Source organism: Sphingomonas sp. Leaf412 (genome assembly GCF_001425405.1).
Classification (GTDB): domain Bacteria; phylum Pseudomonadota; class Alphaproteobacteria; order Sphingomonadales; family Sphingomonadaceae; genus Sphingomonas.
In genome coordinates this window covers 135,695-155,618 of the sequence record NZ_LMQP01000003.1, presented here as the reverse complement: position 1 = coordinate 155,618, position 19,924 = coordinate 135,695, and the positions used below count along the sequence as shown (strand labels likewise).

15 protein-coding genes are annotated in these 19,924 nt (G+C 71.4%); 10 read left to right on the top strand and 5 right to left on the bottom strand.

The window, feature by feature from the left end:
* Window positions 1-50 precede the first annotated feature (50 nt).
* Window positions 51-1,268, top strand: a complete 1,218-nt coding sequence (locus tag ASG29_RS07870) for a hypothetical protein (RefSeq protein WP_156457948.1) — start codon at window positions 51-53, stop codon at window positions 1,266-1,268.
* A gap of 45 nt (window positions 1,269-1,313) precedes the next feature.
* Here ASG29_RS07870 and ASG29_RS07865 read toward each other — a convergent pair whose 3' ends face one another.
* On the bottom strand, window positions 1,314-2,021 hold the full coding sequence (locus ASG29_RS07865) for a c-type cytochrome (RefSeq protein WP_055982634.1): 708 nt from the start codon (window positions 2,019-2,021) through the stop codon (window positions 1,314-1,316).
* Between the two features lie 86 nt (window positions 2,022-2,107).
* Here ASG29_RS07865 and ASG29_RS07860 point away from each other — a divergent pair, with 86 nt between their 5' ends.
* The 3 genes from ASG29_RS07860 to ASG29_RS07850 all read left to right on the top strand — a co-directional run bounded on the left by ASG29_RS07860 (window position 2,108) and on the right by ASG29_RS07850 (window position 7,248).
* Entirely contained in the window at window positions 2,108-2,998 is an 891-nt protein-coding gene (locus ASG29_RS07860) for a prephenate dehydratase (RefSeq protein ID WP_055982632.1), read from the top strand.
* Window positions 2,999-3,091: 93 nt separating this feature from the next.
* Window positions 3,092-5,200: a S9 family peptidase gene (locus ASG29_RS07855; RefSeq protein ID WP_156457947.1), complete on the top strand. Its 2,109-nt coding sequence runs from the start codon at window positions 3,092-3,094 to the stop codon at window positions 5,198-5,200.
* 8 nt (window positions 5,201-5,208) lie between these two features.
* On the top strand, window positions 5,209-7,248 hold the full coding sequence (locus tag ASG29_RS07850; RefSeq protein WP_082515830.1) for a DUF3857 domain-containing transglutaminase family protein: 2,040 nt from the start codon (window positions 5,209-5,211) through the stop codon (window positions 7,246-7,248).
* Window positions 7,249-7,327: 79 nt separating this feature from the next.
* Here ASG29_RS07850 and nudC read toward each other — a convergent pair whose 3' ends face one another.
* From nudC to ASG29_RS07835, 3 genes are read right to left on the bottom strand one after another with little or no spacing between them, the layout of a single operon-like run.
* Entirely contained in the window at window positions 7,328-8,194 is an 867-nt protein-coding gene (gene nudC, locus ASG29_RS07845; RefSeq protein WP_055982628.1) for an NAD(+) diphosphatase, read from the bottom strand.
* A 14-nt stretch (window positions 8,195-8,208) separates the two neighbouring features.
* On the bottom strand, window positions 8,209-9,519 hold the full coding sequence (locus ASG29_RS07840; protein ID WP_055982626.1) for a serine hydrolase domain-containing protein: 1,311 nt from the start codon (window positions 9,517-9,519) through the stop codon (window positions 8,209-8,211).
* The gene (locus ASG29_RS07835) at window positions 9,516-10,538 is read right to left on the bottom strand and encodes an A/G-specific adenine glycosylase (protein ID WP_055982624.1); all 1,023 of its coding nucleotides are present in this window, start codon (window positions 10,536-10,538) and stop codon (window positions 9,516-9,518) included. The genes ASG29_RS07840 and ASG29_RS07835 overlap by 4 nt, the downstream gene beginning before the upstream one ends.
* 265 nt (window positions 10,539-10,803) lie before the next feature.
* On the opposite strand from ASG29_RS07835, the gene ASG29_RS07830 reads away from it, so the two are divergent.
* From ASG29_RS07830 to smc, 4 genes are all read left to right on the top strand, one after another.
* Window positions 10,804-11,331 (top strand): DUF721 domain-containing protein, encoded by a 528-nt coding sequence (locus ASG29_RS07830; RefSeq protein WP_055982622.1) that lies wholly within the window; start codon window positions 10,804-10,806, stop codon window positions 11,329-11,331.
* On the top strand, window positions 11,331-11,990 hold the full coding sequence (locus ASG29_RS07825) for a thioredoxin domain-containing protein (protein WP_055982620.1): 660 nt from the start codon (window positions 11,331-11,333) through the stop codon (window positions 11,988-11,990). Before ASG29_RS07830 ends, ASG29_RS07825 begins: the two co-directional genes overlap by 1 nt.
* An 11-nt stretch (window positions 11,991-12,001) precedes the next feature.
* Window positions 12,002-12,727, top strand: a complete 726-nt coding sequence (locus ASG29_RS07820; RefSeq protein WP_055982618.1) for a thioredoxin domain-containing protein — start codon at window positions 12,002-12,004, stop codon at window positions 12,725-12,727.
* Window positions 12,728-12,844: 117 nt separating this feature from the next.
* Complete coding sequence (gene smc, locus ASG29_RS07815) at window positions 12,845-16,249, top strand: chromosome segregation protein SMC (RefSeq protein WP_055982616.1); 3,405 nt, start codon at window positions 12,845-12,847, stop codon at window positions 16,247-16,249.
* 295 nt (window positions 16,250-16,544) lie between these two features.
* Here the strand turns inward: smc and ASG29_RS07810 are convergent, their stop codons facing one another.
* Window positions 16,545-17,762: a DUF2029 domain-containing protein gene (locus ASG29_RS07810; protein WP_055982614.1), complete on the bottom strand. Its 1,218-nt coding sequence runs from the start codon at window positions 17,760-17,762 to the stop codon at window positions 16,545-16,547.
* Between the two features lie 65 nt (window positions 17,763-17,827).
* Between ASG29_RS07810 and ASG29_RS07805 the strand changes: the two genes are divergently transcribed.
* Together ASG29_RS07805 and ASG29_RS07800 are read left to right on the top strand one after the other, a co-directional pair.
* Window positions 17,828-19,075, top strand: coding sequence for a putative DNA modification/repair radical SAM protein (locus tag ASG29_RS07805; RefSeq protein WP_055985228.1), 1,248 nt, complete (start codon window positions 17,828-17,830; stop codon window positions 19,073-19,075).
* Window positions 19,076-19,390: 315 nt separating this feature from the next.
* Window positions 19,391-19,876 (top strand): hemerythrin domain-containing protein, encoded by a 486-nt coding sequence (locus ASG29_RS07800; protein ID WP_055982611.1) that lies wholly within the window; start codon window positions 19,391-19,393, stop codon window positions 19,874-19,876.
* The last annotated feature ends 48 nt before the right edge of the window (window positions 19,877-19,924 follow it).

Here is a 19,924-nt window from a genome sequence, read left to right as displayed (position 1 = left end):
CGGCGGACTGGGGTAGCTTCTCCCGGACATGGCGGCTGGGGGGCGGCGACGTGACATCGAAGGCATATGTGGCGATCGCGGCGATCGTCGGGTTGGGCGTCTCGGGCTGCGCGGGCGGCGGAGGCGGCTTCCTCGGCCTCGGCGCGATCGTCGGCGACCGCAATCTCGCCAGCGCGGAACCCTTGTTCTCGCAGGAGGAGCAGGATTGCGCGGGCAGTGCCGATCAATTGGTCGCGCTGTTGTTCGGCGCGAACAGCACGGAACATTCACGGCGTCGCGGACGCCGGCCGTGCTCGCTATTGCAGACCAACCTGCGCACGCTGCTGGTGCCCGGCACGCCGGCGCCGACATCGACGCCCATCGCCACCACCTATACCCAGCGGCAGCGCAACGAACTGATCGACGCGCTGATCGCCACTTCGAACCGGAAATGCACCCGCTACAGCGCGATGCTGAAGAACGCGGACGGCGCGATGAACGCGGGGCTCAGCGTGGGGGCGATCGTGACCGGCGGGCTGGGCAGCATCCTGCCGGGGGCCAATACCGCGAAGGCGCTGGCGGGAACCTCATCGATCCTGGGGGGATCGCGCGCCGCGCTGAACGACGTCTATCTCAGCAACCAGACGATCCACGTCCTGACCGCCGCCTTCGAGAAGGCGCGCCGCACGAAGCGCCGCGACATCACCAATCGCGAGGCGTGTACCGTCGAGGAATACAGCATCATGCGCGGGGTCGAGGATGCGCTGGACTATCACAACAGCTGCTCGATCGTCGCCGGCCTAGCCGAAACGGCGCTGTCGATCGAGCGTAGCGAGAATCCCGGGCTCGACGCGATGCGGACGCAGTTGAACGAGATGACGAATCTGCGCCGCCAGATGGCGGAACTGACCGCCGACGTTCCCGTGACCCCGATCGCGCCGCGACCGGAAAAGGTATCGGTCGACCGGCTGGTGGCGGCCGATACAAGCCTGACGAAGGCGCAGGCCGATCTGGAAACCGCCGAGAGTAACTATACGGACGCCACCAAGGCCGTGGAGAAGGCGAGGAACGATCTGGCCAACGCCGGTGGGGAAGACGCCGCCCTCGCGAAGCAGGTGACGGATGCGGAGAAGGCCGCCGCGAATGCCCGGAAAACGGTGGTCGCGCTGGCGGTGGCGCGCGATCGGGCCGGGGAAGCGCGCGACGCGCAGGTCCGGGCGCTCGTTCGCGCGACCATCCCCTCCTCGGTCAGCGTCACGCCCGAAACGCGCGCCTGCCCCTTCTCCTGAAGGCGTTAACCGCCACCGGGGGCGACCGCCACCGGTAGCCCGGCGTTATTCCTTCCCGGCGGGCGGGGTGACGCCCAGCGCCTTGTCGTCCTTCGCGTTCGGATCGACCGACGGCGCGCCGCTGGCGGCGGTGCCGGTGTTGCCGATGTCGCCCGTGTTCGCGGTCGATCCGTCGGAAACGTTCGCGGTCGCTCCGGCCTCGGCCCCCGCGGGTGCGGCGCCCGCGGCCGGGGGCGGGGGAAGCGGCAGGTTGGATCCCTGCTGGTTCAGGTACAGGATGATGTTGGCGCGATCCTGCGGGTTCGACAGGCCCGCGAAGGTCATCTTCGTCCCGTTCGCGAACTTGCGCGGGCTCGTCAGCCACGCGTTCATCGCATCGAACGTCCACGTGCCGCCGACGGCCTTCAGCGCGTCGGAGAAGGCGAAGCCGCCCTTCCCCTGCGCGATCCCCTCGCCCATCGTGGCGTACAGGTTCGGGCCGATGCCGTTGGCGCCGCCCTGGGTGACCGTGTGGCACGCGGCGCACTTCTTGAACACTTCCGCGCCCTTGGCCGCATCGGCGGTGGGCAGCAGCGAGGCGATCGGCACCGCCTCCGCCGCGCCGCCGCCGGCCTCTTCCGCCGCCTCGATGGCGTAGCCGGGCTTCTCCGGCGCCTCGCCGTGGAACAGCATGCCGCCCACGATCGAGAGGCCCAGCGCAGCCCCGCAGCCCGCCAGCACCCAGCCCGCAATCGTGTTGTTCCGATCGTCCATGTCGCGCAACCGCCCCTGAATTGTCGCATGGTCCATAGAAAAGCGCTTCCGGCTCCGCAAGCGCTCGCCTAACCGCAAGGGCAGATATGGAGAACTTCGCCGCCCCCGCCCGCCCGATCGTCGCCCGCATGGTCGCCGCCGCCGCCGCCGACCCCGCCCGCGCCGTCGCGTTCCAGGGCGCGCCGGGTGCCAACAGCCACGTCGCGGCGGTGGAGGCGTTCCCCGACGCGCTGCCGCTGCCCTGCTTCAGTTTCGAGGATGCGATCGACGCGGTGAAGGAGGGGCGCGCGGATTGCGCGATCATCCCGATCGAGAATTCGCTCCACGGCCGCGTCGCGGACATCCATTTCCTGCTGCCCGAATCGGGGCTGGTCATCACCGGCGAACATTTCCTGTCGATCCGCCACGCGCTGATGGGCGCGGGCACGCGCGACGACGTGCGCCAGGCGATGAGCCATCCGCAGGCGCTGGGCCAGTGCCGCCACTGGCTGAAGGCGCACGGCATCGCCCCGCTCGCCTATCCCGACACCGCGGGCGCGGCGGCGGTGGTGGCGGAACTGCGCGATCCCGCGGTGGCGGCGCTGGCCCCGCCCGGCGCGGCCGCGATCTACGCGCTGAACCTGCTGGCGACCGACATCGCGGACGCGGACCACAACACCACGCGCTTCGTCGTGCTGGCGCGCGGGGGAAAGCCCGCGACGTCCGACGGCGACTGGATGACGACGCTGACGTTCGAGGTCAGGAACGTCCCCGCCGCCTTGTACAAGGCGATGGGCGGCTTCGCGACCAACGGCGTGAACATGACCAAGCTGGAAAGCTACCAGCGCAACGGCAGCTTCGCCGCGACCGAATTCTTCGCCGATGTGGAGGGAAAGCCCGGCGACGCGGGGCTGGACCGCGCGCTGGAGGAACTGGGCTTCCATTCCAAGTGGGTCCGGGTACTCGGCACCTATCGCCAGGCGCGCAAACGGGGATAGAATACATCCGTTCGCCCTGAGCGAAGTCGAAGGGCATGCGCACCGCTCGGGCTTCGACTTCGCTCAGCCCGAACGGAACTTGGGGGGATTCGAATGCGCAGGACGATGATGACGGGCGTGCTGGTCGCGCTGGCAACGACCACCGCGATCGCACAGGACGCCCCCCGCGCGGCGAAGCGGGCGTATCAGGTCCCCTCGCCCAACGGCGCGCGCGAGGACGCCTATTACTGGCTGCGCGACGATACGCGGAAGGATCCGCGGATGCTGGCGTATCTGAAGGCGGAGAACGACTATGCCGACGCGGTCCTGAAACCGCTCCAGCCGCTGGAGAAGCGGCTGTATGACGAGACGCTGAGCCACATCAAGCAGGACGACACCTCGGTCCCGTACCGCGACAACGGCTATTGGTATCAGACGAAGTTCGCGACCGGCGCCGACTATCCCACCGTCGTGCGCCGCCGGGGCACGCAGGCCGCGCCCGAACAGATGCTGTTCGACCAGCCCGCGATGGCGAAGGGCCGCAGCTTCTTCCAGATCGCCGACTGGGCGGTCAGCCCCGACAACCGCCTCGTCGCCTGGGCGCAGGACGATGTGGGGCGGCGGCAGAACGTGCTGAAGGTGAAGGACATCGCCACCGGCCGGATGCTGCCCGACACCGTCGCCAACATCGAGGGCGACCTGGCCTGGGGCGCGGACGGACGCACGATCCTGTATATCGAGAAGGATCCGACCACCCTTCTGTCCAAACGGGTGAAGGCGCACGTGCTGGGCACCCCCGCCGCCGCGGACGCGCTGGTGTACGAGGAGAAGGACGACACCTACTACCTCGCGCTCGCGACGACCGCGGACGATCGCTACGTCTGCGTCATCTCGCACAGCACGGTCAGCGTGGAGCAGCGGTGCGCGCCCGCCGCCACGCCGACCCGCATGACGGTCCTGGCCCCGCGGACCCGCGACCACCTGTACAACGCCGACCATATCGGCGACCGCTGGATCATCCGCACCAATCGCGGGGCTGCGAAGAACTACAAGCTGGCGACCGTCGCCGATGCGCGCGCCGCGCGCGGCCCGGCGGCGTGGCGCGACCTCGTCCCCGCCAGCGCCACGACCTTCATCGAAAATTTCCAGCCCTTCGCGGGCTTCATCGCGGTGGAGCAGCGCAGCGACGGGAACAAGCGGCTGCGCCTGCTGACCGACGCGGGCAAATGGGTGCCCGTGCCCGCCGACGAACCCGCCTTCACGATGGAACTGGCCACGAACGAGGAGGCGGACACGCCGTGGGTGCGCTACACCTACACCTCGCTCGTCACGCCGCCGACGACGATCGAGGTCGATGCGCGCACCGGGGAGCGGCGCACGCTGAAGGTCGCGCCCGTGCCCGGCTACGACAGGGCGGCCTACACGACCGAGCGCGTGTGGGCGCCCGCGCGCGACGGGACGCGGGTGCCGGTGTCGCTGGTCTATCGCAAGGGCACGCCCCGCGACGGCACCGCGCCGCTGTTCCAATACGCCTACGGCAGCTACGGCAGCTCGTCCGACCCCGCGTTCCAGGCGGGACTGCTCCCGCTGCTCGATCGCGGCCTGGTCTACGCCATCGCGCACGTCCGCGGCGGGCAGGAGATGGGGCGGCAATGGTATGACGACGGCCACCTGCTGAAGAAGAAGAACAGCTTCACCGACTTCGTCGACGTCACCCGCCACCTCGTTGCGCGGAAATACGCCGCCCCCGGCCGCGTGGCGGCGATGGGGGGCAGCGCGGGCGGGCTGCTGATGGGCGGCGTCGCCAATATCGCACCGCAGGATTACGCCGTGATCGTCAGCCAGGTGCCCTTCGTCGACGTCGTGACGACGATGCTCGACGCCAGCATCCCGCTGACCACCGGCGAATATGACGAGTGGGGCAACCCGGCGCAGAAGCAATATTACGACTATATGCTCAGCTACTCGCCCTACGACAATCTGGCGGCGAAGGCGTATCCGGCGATGTACGTCGGCACCGGCCTGTGGGACAGCCAGGTGCAATATTACGAACCCGCGAAATACGTCGCCCGCCTGCGCGAACTGAAGACGGACACGAACCCGCTCGTCTTCCGCATCAATATGGAGGCGGGCCACGGCGGCAAGTCGGGCCGCTACGAACGCTACAAGCAGGCCGCGGAATGGCAGGCGTTCGTGTTGCAGCAGCTGAAGGTCGGGGGCTGAGCGGACCGATGCGGACAGCGATGTCGCTGGCGGTCGCCTGTGCGGCCGTCCTCCCCACGATCGCGCACGCCGCCTCGCGCGAGGTGCGCTACGGCCCGCCGCCGCGCTGGGTCGTGCCCCCGCCCGCCGCGACCGCCGCGCCCGTCCCACCGGGGGCGATGGTGCGGGTGATGTATGTCGACAACCAGATCCGCGTGACGCCGCAGGGGGAGGAGAATTACCAGGCCTATCGCCTGCGCATCCTGACCGCGGACGCGCTGCCGGCGGGCAACATCGCGATCGGCTGGGCACCCGCGGCGGACGACATGACGGTCCATCGCCTCGCGATCGTGCGCGACGGCAAGGCGATCGACGTGCTGGCGACGCAGAAGTTCGCGATCCTGCAACGCGAGAACGGCCTGGAACAGGCGGTGCTGGACGGCGACCTGACCGCCACGCTCCAGGCCGCGGGGTTGCAGGTGGGGGACGAGATCGAGTTCGCGGCGACGCGGCGGCATCGCGATCCGAACCTGGGCGACCGGGCGCAGGGGTTCATGCAATTCCCGGTCGTGGGGACGCGCGGTAGCTATCGCCTCCGCCTCATCGCCCCGCGCGACGTGGCGGTGAAGGCGAGCGACCTGCCCGACCCCGTCGAAACCGGCGGCGACGGCGAGGTGGAGCGGCGCTGGGAACTGGTCGATCCCGATTCGGTGGTCGTCCCCGACGGCGCCCCGCCGCGCTACGCGATCCGCCGGATGGCGCAATATAGCGGGTTCGGCAGCTGGGCCGACCTGTCCGCGCTGATGCGCCCGATGTACGACCGCGCGACGACGATCGCGCCCGGTTCGCCCCTGCGGGCGGAGGTGGCGCGCATCGCCGCGGCCTCGACCGATCCGGTGACGCGGGCGGAGGCGGCGCTCGCGCTGGTGCAGGAACGGATACGCTACGTGTACGTCGGGCTGGACGGCGGCAATTATCGCCCCGCCGGCGTGGACGAGACGTGGAAGCGCCGCTTCGGCGATTGCAAGGCGAAGAGCGCGCTGCTGGTGGCGCTGCTGCGCGACCTCGGGATCGCGGCGGACCCGGTGCTGGTCAACGCCGCGACTGGCGGGGACGGCATCAACGAACGCCTGCCGACGCCGGCGCTGTTCGACCATGTCGTCGTGCGCGCGACGATCGCGGGAAAGCCCTATTGGCTCGACGGGACGCGCTCGGGCGACCGCCGCCTCGCCGCGCTGACCCCGCCGCCGTCGCGCTGGGCGCTGGCGATCGGCGCCGGCCCCGCGATGCTGGAAAAGGTCGCGACCGTCCCGCCCGCGGTGCCGCAGATGGTGCAGGCGCTGGACATCGACGCCACGCCCGGCTTTGACAAGCCCGCCCGCGTCCGCGCGCAACAGACGCTGCGCGGCGACGAGGTGCAGGGGATGCGCGCGCAACTGGCCGGGCTGGCGACCGCGGATGCGGAGCGTCAAATCGCGACCTATTGGCGCAAGACGAGCGGCTGGATCGAGCCGGAGAAGACCGCGTGGCGCTACGACGATGCCACCGGAGCGCTGACCCTGTCGGTGGAAGGCGAGGGCAAGCCCGACTGGGAGGGCGATGGCGAGAACGGCCGGTCGCTCGACGTGGCCGGCGCCGGCTTCTCGCCGCCCGCCGAGCTGACGCGTGCGAAGGATCAGGACCAGTCCGCGCCATGGGCCACGAACTATCCGCGCTTCACCTGCTGGGCGACGACGATCCGCCTTCCCGCGGCCGCGAAGGGCCGGCACTGGACCTATCGCGCGCTGCCGGTCGATCGCGAACTGGGCGGCGTCGCCTATTGGCGGATCGCGGCGCTCGACGGCGGCGTGATGCGGACCGTGATGAGCGCCCGCACGCTGAGGCCGGAGATCACCGCGATGGAGGCGCGGACGGTGAACGCCTCGATCAAGGGCTTCGACAACAAGGTTTCGCAGGTGTTCGAAACCGACGGCACCCCGCCCGCGGCTGCGGCGACGCCGGCGAAAGGGTTCGGCACCTTCGCCGACTATGCCGGCGCGACGCCGCCGTGCCAGGCGCCGGTGAAATAGGATATCGGTCGGTCACCCCGGCCCCGTGGCGGGGTCCGGCATGGCGGACCGGGCGGCACGACGGTCGTGCGGTCCCGCCTTACCCCTCGGCCCACGCCGTCAGCACCGTATGCGCGATCGCATACGGCGGCGGCGCCAGGAACGGGCCGTCGCCCCCCGCCAGCACCGCGCGCACGTCCTCGCGGCTGACCCAGATCGCATCCTCCAGCTCATGCTCGTCCAGCGTGATCGCATCCCCCGCGGCCTCCGCCACGCACGCGATCATCAGCTGCGACGGGAACGGCCACGGCTGGCTGGCGACGTAGCGGACGTTCGACACCGTCACCCCCGCCTCCTCCGCGATCTCGCGCGCCACCGCCTCCTCGATCGACTCGCCCGGCTCGACGAAGCCCGCCAGCGCGGAATAGCGTCCCGCGGGCCACGACGGCTGCCGCCCCAGCAGCGCGCGGCCGTCATGCTCCGCGATCATGATGACGACGGGGTCGACGCGCGGGAAATGCTCCGCCGCGCACGACGGGCAGCGCCGCCCCCAGCCCGCGCGGAACATCGCGGTCGCGGTGCCGCAGCGCGCGCAGAAACCGTGCCGCGCATGCCAGTCGATCAGCGCGCGCGCAGTGGCGAAGGTCGCCGCCTCGCCTTCCTGCAACTGGTCCAGCACGCGGAACAGGTTCGGCGAGCGGAACGCGGGCGGCGCCTCCGCCCCCGGCGTGAACGCGCAGAAGCGCGGCCGGTCGCCGTCGAGGCCCAGCAGGATGAACTCCGCCTCGTCCGGCGCCTCGGTCAGCATCGTCCAGCCGAGCCGCCCGTCCGGCGTCACCTCCGGCTCGTAATCGTGCAGCTTCAGCAGCCGCGACTGCCAATTGCCCATCGCCGCCGCCAGCGCATCCTCGTCGTGCCGCAGCCGGTCGGCGCGATCGAGCGTGCCACCAGTGAAACCGGGGGCCATGAATCCCGGTGCCCTCACTTGCCGTGCAGCCGCATCGCATCCTGCCGCAACGCGCCCAGCACGTCGGTACGCAGCGGATACACGCCGAACGGGAAGTAGTTGACCATCACCACCCCGCGCACCTTCCGCGCCGGATCGACGAAGGCGAAGGTGTTCGCCGCCCCGTCCCAGCCATAGGTGCCCTTGCCCCCCGCGGGCGTATCGGTCAGCGTCACGAACCCGCCCGCGCCGAATCCCATCGGCACGTCGGGCAGCGCATCGGCCCTGAAGGTGATGCCCGCGGGCAGCAGGTTGGACATCGCCAGCCGCGCGGTCTCCGGCTTCATCACGGTCGCGCCGTCCAGCGTGCCGCCGTTCTGGAGCATGTGGAGGAACCGGTCGTAGTCGCGCGCCGACGATACCAGCCCCGCCCCGCCGTAGGGGAAAGCGGGCTTGCGCAGATACACCGACGTCGCCGCAGGATCGAGCGGGGCGCGGTTGCCCGCGACGATCGCGTAATTGGTCGCCAGCCGCCCCGCGTCCGCCGCGGGCACCTGCCAGAAGGTCGAGGTCATCTTCAGCGGGTCGAGGATGCGCGTCTGCACGAACGCGTCGAACGGCATCCCGCTCGCCTTCTCGATCACCGCCCCCATCACGTCCAGGCCGATGGAATAATGCCATTTGGTGCCGGGTTGATGGATCAGCGGCACCTTCGCCACCGCCTCCGCGAACGCCGCCAGCGTCCTGGGCCGCGTCCGCCCCGCGGCATCCTCCATCGCGACGTTCACCTGCCCCGGCAGCAGCCCGAGCCGCTCGTATTCCTGGAGGATCGGCCCCTTCGCGCTGATGTTGTAGCCCAGGCCCGAGGTGTGGGTCAGCAGCTGGCGGATCGTAACCTGCGTCTTCGCCGGCTCGCTGTCGAGTGCGGTGTCCGGGCTCTTCAGCACGCGCATCGTGGCGAAGCCGGGGAAGTATTTCGCCACCGGATCGTCCAGCGCGATCTTCCCATCCTGCACCAGCAGCATCGCCGCCATGCCCGTGACCGGCTTCGTCATCGAATAGATGCGCCACAGCGAATCGGGCCCGGCGGCGGGGGCGCCCGCGCCGTCCGCGATCTTGCCCGCCGCGACGAACACGGTCGGCGCGTCGCCGACACCGAACGCGCCGACGCCGCCCGGGATCTTCGCTTCCGCGACGTAGCGGTCGAACACCGCCTGCGTCGCGGTCAGCGGATGGGCCACCCGTGGCGCGGGCGCGGGGGCGGTGGCGGGGGCGGGCGACTGCTGCGCGCTACCGGGATACGGCGCGACCAGCGCCAGCGCGCCAAGGACCCATGCTCGCTTCATCCCGCTCTCTCCATTTCCCGTGCCGCCTTCAGGAAGACGGTGGGCAGTCCGGCGGCGTCGATCGCGCGCACCGGCCACCACTCCCCGTCGACCTCCCCCACCTGATGATCCGCGGCGACCGCCAGCGCAAGGTCGAGCGTGAAATGCGTGAAACCATGCGTGATTTTCGCGTCGACGAGGCGCCAGTCCGCCGCCGCGGGCGCATCGGCCAGCCCCGGCGGCGCATCGGTCCACGGCCCCGTCGGCAGCGCGCGCATCCCGCCCAGCAGGCCCCGGTCGGGCCGCCGCACCAGCAGCACGTCGTCGCCCCGCGTCAGCCAGAACAAGGTGCCGTACCGCTGCGGCCGCACCGCCTTCGCCTTCCTGACCGGAAACGCCGCGGGCGTGCCCAGCGCCAGCGCGGCGCATTCGTCCGACAGCGGGCACAGCAGGCATTGCGGTCGCCGCGGGGTGCAGATCGCGCTGCCCAGGTCCATCATCCCCTGCGCGAAGTCACCCGCGCGCGTATGGGGCGTGATCGTGTCGGTCGCGGCGCGGATCGCGGGCTTGCCCGATAAAGCGAACAACCGCGCCACGACGCGCTCGACATTGGCGTCGACCACCACCGCCCGCCGCCCGAACGCGATCGCCGCGACCGCCGCGGCGGTATAGTCGCCGAACCCCGGCAGCGTGCGCAGCACCGCCTCGCTGTCGGGCAGTTCGCCCTCATATTCCGCGGCGATGACCCGCGCCGCGGCCAGCAGGTTGCGCGCGCGGGCATAATAGCCCAGCCCCGCCCATTGCGCCATCACGTCCGCCTCGTCCGCCGCCGCGAGGCTCGCGAACGTCGGCCACCGCGCCACCCACGCCGCGAACCGCGGCCGGACCGTCGCCACGGTGGTCTGCTGGAGCATGACCTCGCTCAGCCACACGCGATACGGATCGGGCACCTCCCCCGGCTCCGCCCGCCACGGCAGGTCGCGCCGGTGGCGGTCGTACCAGTGGATGAGCTTGGCGGCGATCATGCGTTCACCCGTCATGCGACGCGCATCCGCGCTTCCGGCCTTCGTAACGACTGCGATGCCCGGTCCAGCAGCCACCGACACACCGTCACCCCGGACTTGTTTCGGGGTCCATCGTGCCGCCAGGTCGACGGCTTCTTCTCTCGCGGCACGATGGATGCCGGGACGAGCCCGGCATGACGGCAGGGGTATTCGCGAAGATTCCGCGACCGCCGGGGTGGTTCGTGTTCGAGGCACGCGACGAAGGGAAGGTGGCGCTTGGCGTCCATGCCCCGGCTATGGCATGGACGCCGCGATGAGCAAGCGCTCCCCTCCTCCCCCCGCGGAACGCCAGAACCGGTCGCGCGCGGTCGCCGACCTGCTGCCCGCGATCGGCGGTGCGGCGTTCCGGCGCTTCGGCTTCGTCCAGTCGGCGGTGGTGACCCGCTGGCCCGAGATCGTCGGCGACCGCCTCGCCGCGGTCAGCGCCCCCGAATCGATCCGCTTCCCGATGGGGAAGAAGGAGGGCGGCACGCTGGCGCTGGTGGTGAAGGGCGCGCATGCCGCGATGATGAGCCACGTCACGCCCGAGATCGTGGAGCGCGTGAACCGCTTCTTCGGCTATGCCGCGGTGGCGAAGGTCGCGATCCGGCAGGGCGACGTCGCCCCGCGCGCCGAACGCCGCGTCGCCCCCACGCTGAAGCCCGCGGTCGACCTGGGCGCCAGCCTGAAGACGATCGCGGATCCCGAGCTGAAGGCGGTGCTGGAGGCGCTGGCCTCCGGCGTCGCCGCCGCCCCCGCCCTGCCGCCGAACCTGCCGAAAGTCCGCTGATGCGCCTCGCCCTCCTCGCCGCGCTGCTGCTCGCCGCGCCGCTCACCGCCGCGACGCCGCGCCCGTGGACCGCGGTCGCGACGCCGGTGACGACGGGCAGCTACCTGATCGGCAATCCGAAGGCGCGCGTGAAGCTGGTGGAATATGTCAGCTACACCTGTTCGCACTGCGCGCATTTCGCGACCGATTCGTCCGCCGCGCTGAAGGCGATGGTGCGATCCGGATCGCTCAGCGTGGAGGTGCGCAACCAGATCCACGACCGCGTCGACCTCGCCGCCGCCACGCTCGCGCGCTGCGCCGGGCCCGCCGCCTTCCCGAAACTGCACGACGCGCTGTTCGCGCAGCAGACGGACTGGCTGCAACGCGCGATGTACTGGGACCAGGCGAACGCCGCGCGCCTCGCTCTGTACCCCGAACTGGCGAAGCTGCGCGCGCTGGCGGACGGCGCCGGGCTGACGGGCATCGCGCGCGCCGCGGGCGTCGGGGACAATGCGATCGACGCCTGTTTCGCGAAGGACAATTTCGCCGCCCGCGCGATGACCGTGTCGAACGCGACGAAGGTCCGCGGCACCCCCGCGTTCGAGATCAATGGCCGGCTGGTGGAGAATGTCGACTGGGCGAAGCTCCAGCCGATGCTCGTCGCCGCCGGCGCCAAGTGAGGATCATGTCGATGAAGTTGCTGACCGCCGCGCTCCTGCCCCTCGCGCTCCTCGCCGGCTGCGGCGAGGGCAAGGAGGCGCCGACCGCGCCCGCCAATTCGGTCGCCGCGGTCGCCGCCCCCGCGGGGCAGGACTGGACCCAGACCGTTAGCGCGACGGAGGAGGGCGGCTATGTCGTCGGCAACCCGGACGCGCCGCTGAAGCTGGTCGAATGGGGCTCGCGCCTCTGCCCCACCTGCGGCGCCTTCGCCACGTCGGGCATGGAGCCTTTGATGGAAAACTACGTGAAGACCGGCAAGGTCGCGTATGAATTCCGCGAGTTCCTGGTCCACGGCGCGCCCGATTTCGCCCCCGCGCTGATCGGCCGCTGCGGCGGCGCGCAGCCGTTCTTCCCGATGCTGGAGGAGATGATGGCGGCGCAGGCGACGATCCTGCCGAAGATGGAGGACGCCGGCGCGTTCCAGCAGGGGATCCAGAACCAGCCCCCGGCGCAGCAGTTCACCGCCTGGGCGGAGAAGCTCGGCTATATCGACTTCGCGAAGCAGCGCGGCCTGCCCGAGGCGCAGGTCCGCGCCTGCCTGACCGACCAGAAGGCGATCGACGCGCTGGTGAAATATATGGAGGCCGGCAGCAACGCGGGCGTCACCGGCACGCCCAGCTTCTTCCTGAACGGCAAGAAGCTGGACGCGGTGTCGTGGCCGCAGGTGGAAGAGGCGCTGAAGACCGCGGGGGCGTGATGCGGCGTCGCGCTTGATCCTCGCCCCCCCTCCGTTCGTGCTGAGCGAAGTCGAAGCATATGCGCATAGCCTTCGACGACGCTCAGGCCGAACGGATGTAGGCGCGAAAGCCGCCCGATGCAGATCAAGCGCCTCCGCCTGACCGGCTTCAAGAGCTTCGTCGATCCCGCCGACCTGCGGATCGAACGCGGGCTGACCGGCGTCGTCGGCCCCAACGGCTGCGGCAAGTCCAACCTGCTGGAGGCGCTGCGCTGGACGATGGGCGAGAACAGCCCGAAGTCGATGCGCGGCGCGGGGATGGAGGACGTCATCTTCGCGGGCACCGCGACGCGCCCCCCGCGCGACTTCGCGGAAGTGTCGCTGCTGGCGGAGGACGCCGACGCGCGCGAGGTGGAGGTGGTGCGCCGGATCGAGCGCGGCGCGGGCTCCGCCTATCGCATCGACGGCCGCGACGTGCGCGCGCGCGATGTCCAGCTCCTGTTCGCCGACGCCGCCACCGGCGCGCATTCCCCCGCGCTGGTCAGCCAGAACCGGATCGGCGCGGTCATCGCCGCGAAGCCCGCCGAACGCCGCCAGATGCTGGAGGAAGCCGCCGGGATCGCGGGCCTCCACGTCCGCCGCAAGGAGGCGGAGACGCGGCTTCGCGCGACCGAGGCGAACCTAGCGCGGCTGGACGAGGTGATGGCGGATGCGGAGGCGCGCGCCGCCGCGCTGCGGCGACAGGCGCGTGCGGCCGAACGCTACCGCGCGCTGTCGGACCGTATCCGCGTGGCGGAGGCGCGGCTGATCTGGGCACGCTGGCGCGACGCGGCGCAGGCGGCGGATGCCGCCCGGGCGGAGGCGGCGGCGATGGAGGCGCGCGTGACCGCCGCGACGCAGGCGCTGGCGCTGGCGGAGGGCGCACAGGCGGCGGCGACCGCCGCGCTGGCGACGGCGCGCGCCACCGCGCTGACGACGCGCGACGCCGCGGGCGACGCCGGACATCGGCTGGCGACGCTGCGCGCGGAGGCGGCGACCGCGACGCGGCGGCTGGACGACCTGGCCGACGCGCATCGCCGCCTGATCGCGGATCGCGCGCGGGAAGGGACGCTGGCGGCCGACGCCGCCGACGCGCTGTCCCGGCTGGCGGGGGAGATCGCGGAACTCGATGCCGCGGGAAAGCGCGCCGCCGCCGCGGTCCCCGCACTGGACGCGCGCATCGCGGACGCCGAACGGCAGGCGCGCGATGCGGAGGTCGCGCTGGCGCAGGCATTGGCGCGGCAGGCGGCGGAACTGGCGGATACGCGCGTCGCACGCGCCGCGCTGACGACCGCGGAGGCGCGGGTATCGCGCGCGGGCCGCGACGTCGCCGCCGCCGCCGCCGCCATCGCCGCCCTGCCCGCCCCCGCCCCGCTGGCCGCGACGCGCGAGGGCGCGGCGGCGGAGCGGCTGGCCGCGACCGACGATGCCGCGGTCGCGCGCGCCGCGCTTCCCGTGGCGGACGCGGCGGAGGCGACGGCGCGTGCGGATCGCGACGCGGGGCAGAGCGCGCGTGCCGCCGCGCGCGGCGAACTGGCGGCGCTGGACGGGGAGGTCGCGGCGCTGGAGAAGGCCGATCGCGGCACCGCGGCGGGCGACCGCCTGATCGATCGCATCGCCGCCGCCCCCGGCTACGAACGCGCGCTCGCCGCCGCGCTGGGCGACGATCTGTCGATCGGGTTCGATCCCGCCGCCGACACATATTGGACCCTGGCCGCCGCCGCCGATCCCGCCGCCCCCGACGCGCTCGCCGCGCACCTCGCCGCCCCCGCAGAACTGGCACGGCGGCTGGCGCAGGTCATCGTCGCCGACGCCGACGACGGTCGCCCGCTGGCGCCCGGCCAGCGGCTGGTGACCCGCGACGGCGTGCTGCGGCGCTGGGACGGGCTGGTCGCGCGCGGCGGCGGCGGGGCGGCGGCGGCGCGGCTGGAACGCGCCAACCGCCGCGCCGCATTGGCCGCCGCGCGCCCCGCTCTGGCACGCGCGCTGGCGGCGGCGGAGGAGACGCTCGCCGCCGCCGACGCACGCATCGCCGCCGCACGCGCCGACGCCGCGACCGCGCGGACCCGGCTGGCGCAGGCGGACGCGACCGCCCGCGCGGCGCAGCAGCGCGAGGACCGCGCCGCCGCCGCGCTGGAACGGCTGGAGGGGCAGCGCGCCGACCTGGACCAGCGCGACCGGCGCGCGCGCGACGAACTGGCGGAGGCGGAGGCGGAGCGCACCGTCGCGTCGGCGGCGGTCGCCGCGCTGCCCTACGCGCGCGGTGCCGCGGACGAGGTCGCCGCGCTCCGGCAGGCGGCGGACGCGGCGCGCGGCGCGGTGGCGGACGCGCGCGCGGACCGCGCCGCGCTGGACCGCGACGCCGCCGCCGCGCGCGACCGCCTCGCCGCGGCGCAGGCCGACGGACGCAACTGGCGCACGCGCGCGGGCGACGCGGCGAAACGGATCGCGGACACCGACCGCCGCACCGGCGAGGTGGCGGCGCAGATCGCCGCGCTCGACGGCCGGCCGGAGGCGCTGGCGCAGGAGGCCGTCCGGCTGGAGGCGGATCACGACGCCCTCCGCCGCGCGGCGGACGAGGCCGCGGCGGTCGAGCGCGTGGCGGAGGCGACGCTGCGTGGCGCCGACGGGGCGTTGCGCACCGCGGGCGAAACGCTGTCGACCGCGCGGGAGGCGCGCGCGGGCGCGGTCGCGCGGATGGAGAATCACGAGCTGCGCCGCGTCGAGATGGGGCGCGTGGCGGGCGAACGCTTCGAATGTCCCGCCCCCGTCCTGCCCGTGAAGGCCGGGTTCGACGGCGCCACCGTCGGCGAGGCGGCGGGCGAGTCCGCCGCGCTCGACCGGCTGACGCTGGACCGCGAGCGGATCGGCCCGGTGAACCTGGTCGCCGCACGCGAGCTGGCCGAGATGGAGGCCGCGGCGACCACCAACGCCGCCGAGCGCGACGAACTGGGACAGGCGGTCAACCGCCTGCGCGGCTCGATCGGGACGCTGAACCGCGAGGGGCGGCAACGGCTGCTCGCCGCGTTCGAGGCGGTCGACGGCCATTTCCGCCGCCTGTTCACGACGCTGTTCGACGCCGGTGACGGAAATGGGGGCCAGGCGCATCTGGAACTGATCGATTCGGACGATCCGCTGGAGGCGGGGCTGGAGATCATGGCGCAGCCGCCGGGCAAGCGCCTGTCCGCGCTGACCCTGCTGTCGGGCGGCGAGCAGGCGCTGACCGCGGTGGCGCTGATCTTCGGCCTGTTCCTGACCAACCCCGCCCCGATCTGCGTCCTGGACGAGGTCGACGCCCCGCTCGACGACGCCAACATCGAACGCTTCTGCGACCTCCTCGACCGCATGGCGCGCGAAACCGACACCCGCTACCTGATCGTGACGCACAACGCGGTGACGATGAGCCGCATGCACCGCCTGTTCGGCGTGACGATGATCGAACGCGGGGTCAGCCAGCTGGTGTCGGTGGATTTGCAGGCGGCGGCGGCGCTGGCGGCCGAGTAGGTCGGTTCACGCGAAGACGCGATGACGCGAAGGGAAGAAGAAAGGTCTGTTCGCGCGGAGGCGCGGAGGCGCAGAGGAGGTTTCGCCGCTGGCGCCGTCTCGCGTCAGCGAAACCTTGTAATTGAGCCGCCGGAGCGGCTCGGGACCTCACGACGACCGCCCCCTCTCTGCGCCTCTGCGCCTCTGCGCGAACAAATCCCCGGCCGGAGGAGCACGGAAAACTAGCCCCCCGCAACACCCCTCCGCGCCTCCGCGCCTCCGCGTGAACCTACCCCGCCCCGCGGCGACACGGATCCTATCCCGATACGACACGCCTTCGCGCCATCGCGTCGTCGCGCGAACCAACCCACCCCGGCGCGTCGTCCCGCACCGCCGCATGGATCAACCACAGCATCGCCACCCCGCGCACGATCGCCGCGGTCGCGACATCCGCCTGCGTCGCCGACGGATGCGCGCCCTCCATCCCGGCGAACAGCCAGAATTCCGCGAAATACGCCGCCACGTCGCCCAGCAGGAACAGCGCCGCGGGCCGCCAGCGTGTCGCCCCCAGCACCACGAACGGCCACAGCCACAGGTCGAACTGCGGCGAATACACCTTGTTCGTCAGCAGGAACCACGCGAGCACCGGCATGAACAGCAGCCACGGTCGCTCCCCATGCCGCCGCCAGCCCACCGCCGTGATCGCCGCCGCCCCGCCCGCGAAGGCGAGGAACGACCACAGGTTGCGCGTCGGAATATCGGTCACCAGCCAGCCGAACTGCCCCAGCAATTCCCACACGCTCGCCGCCGTCCCGCTCCGCTCGCCCGAAAAGGCGTAGAATTCGCGCCAGTTGTCGAACGCGAACGCCGCCACCGGCCCATTCACCGCGCCCCACGCCGCCACCGCCACGACCACCAGCGTCGCCGCCCGCAGCACGCCCCCGCGCCGCAGCAACGCCCCCAGCCCCAGCAACGGCAGCAGCAGCACCGGAAACAGCTTCGCCGCCGCGCCCAGTGCCGCCAGCGCGGTCGCGCGCACCTCCCGCCCCCGTCGCGCCGCCAGCACCGCCGCGACCGCGAACGTCACCGCCAGCAAATCCCAGTTATGCCCGACATACAGCACCAACGGCGGCGCCAGCGCCCACGCATATTGCCGCCGCACGCCGACGCCCGCATTGCGCATCATCTCCAGCACCACGAACGCCAGCACCGCGTTGCCCAGCACCACCGCGTTCAGGAAATCCGCCGCATCCGCCCGCGCGCCGCCGGTGATCCGCGCGACCAGCCCCTCGATCCAGATCAGCGCGCCGGTCAGCACCGGATATTCCATCCGCGCCTCGAAATACGGCACCTGCCCCGCCGCCACCCCGCGCAGGCCCCAGAACGGCACCGCATCGCTGTAGCAGCCGGTGACGTACTGCTCCGCGCCCGTCCACGACGCCCCGCAATGCGCCTTGAAGCCCCAGCCGAGGAAACAGGTCAGCAGGAGCGCGAGATACGGCCCGTTCGGCCCGAGGCGTTCCGACAATCGCATGGCACTGATCCATGGCAGGACGCTTTCGTCTCGACAAGCCGCGCACGCGAACATAGATGGAACGGATGGCCCAGCTCGACGTCAGAAGAAAGCTGGAGATCCTCGCCGACGCCGCGAAATACGATGCCTCCTGCGCCTCGTCCGGCACCGCGAAACGCAATTCGCGCGACGGCAAGGGGCTCGGCTCGACCGAGGGGATGGGCATCTGCCACGCCTACGCCCCCGACGGCCGCTGCATCAGCCTGCTGAAGATCCTGCTGACCAACAGCTGCATCTTCGACTGCCATTATTGCATCAACCGCAAATCCTCCAACGTCCGCCGCGCGCGCTTCACCGCGGAGGAGGTCGTGAACCTCACCCTCGCCTTCTACCGCCGCAATTATATCGAGGGCCTGTTCCTCTCCTCCGGCATCATCCGCTCCTCGAACTACACGATGGAGCAACTGGTGGAGGTCGCGCGATCCCTGCGCGAGGATCACCATTTCCGCGGCTACATCCACCTGAAGACGATCCCCGACGCGGACCCCGAACTGGTGCATCAGGCGGGGCTGTACGCCGATCGCGTGTCGATCAACGTCGAACTGCCCACCGCGGGCGGGCTGAAGCGGCTCGCCCCCGAAAAGGACGGCGCGCGGATCGAGGGTGCGATGCGCGACATGAAGGTCGCGATGGTCGATGCCACCGATGCGAAGGCGAAGTACAAATCCGCCCCCCGCTTCGCCCCCGCGGGCCAGTCGACGCAGATGATCGTCGGCGCCGACGCCGCGACCGACGGCGACATCGTGACGAAGGCGTCGACCTTGTACGACCGCTTCGGCCTGCGCCGCGTCTATTATTCCGCGTTCAGCCCGATCCCCGACGCCTCCGCCGTCCTGCCGCTGCAACGCCCGCCGCTGTTGCGCGAACACCGGCTGTACCAGTCCGACTGGCTGATGCGCTTCTACGGTTTCGCGCCGAAGGAGGTCGTCGCCGCGGCGGACGATGCCACCGGCATGCTCCCGCTCGATATCGATCCGAAGCTGGCATGGGCGCTGAAATTCCGCGAGACCTTCCCCGTCGACGTCAACCGCGCCCCGCGCGAGATGCTGCTGCGCGTCCCCGGCCTGGGCACGAAGGCGGTGGCGAACATCATCGCCGCCCGCCGCTGGCGCCGCCTCCGCCTCGACGACGTCGCGCGGCTGACCGTGTCGGTGGCGAAGGTGCGCCCGTTCATCGTCGCGGAGGACTGGCGCCCCGTCGCGCTGACCGACCGCGCGGACCTGAAACCGCTGGTCGCCCCGAAACGCGAGCAACTGGAATTGTTCGCGGCCTAGGCCCGATCGACGTTCAATTGTCCGGTGCAGGATGTTCGCGCGAAGCCGCAAAGACGCGAAGTGAAGAAAGAGATTGGTTCGCGCGGAGGCGCGGAGGACGCGGAGATGTTGCGCCCGGCTCGCCGGGCAATCTTCGCACATTCGGTCGCGATGATCGATATCCGCTGCCGCGCGCGCGACACCTCCGCGTCTCCGCGCCTCTGCGCGAACCACCTTCTTCCTTCCTGCCTCCAACGCCCGCCCGCCCATGAGAATGACTCGCGGATGAAACGCCCGCCCGCCCCGCGCGCTGTGTGCCCGAACGGGAGACACATCATGGCCACCGCCGACATCTACGCCGACCTGAAGCGCGACCACGACAAGCAACGCGAGATGCTGAAACAGCTCGCCGAGTTGAAGGGCGATGCGAAGAAGCGCCGGACGCTGTTCGAAACCTTCCGGCTGGAGGTGCAGAGCCACGCCGCCGCGGAGGAGGAATCGCTCTACGCCACGATGCTCGGCAACCCCGAACTGCGCGACGAGGCGCGCCACTCGGTCGCGGAGCACAAGGAAGTCGACGACCTGCTGGGCGAGATGATGGACCTGGATTTCGCGTCCGACGAATGGGAATCGAAATTCTTCCACATGCGCCACCGCTACGAACATCACATCGATGAGGAGGAAGAGGAGATGTTCCCCGCCGCCGACAAGGAGCTGGACGCGGAAACCGAGGCGAAGCTGGCCAAGGTGTACGAGGAGCGCAAGCCCGAGGAACTGAAGCTGGCAAAGGCGAACCCGCCCGGCGGCGACGAGCGCGAGTGATGCGGGCAGCTATCCTCCCCGCTACGCGGGGAGGGGGACCATGCGCAG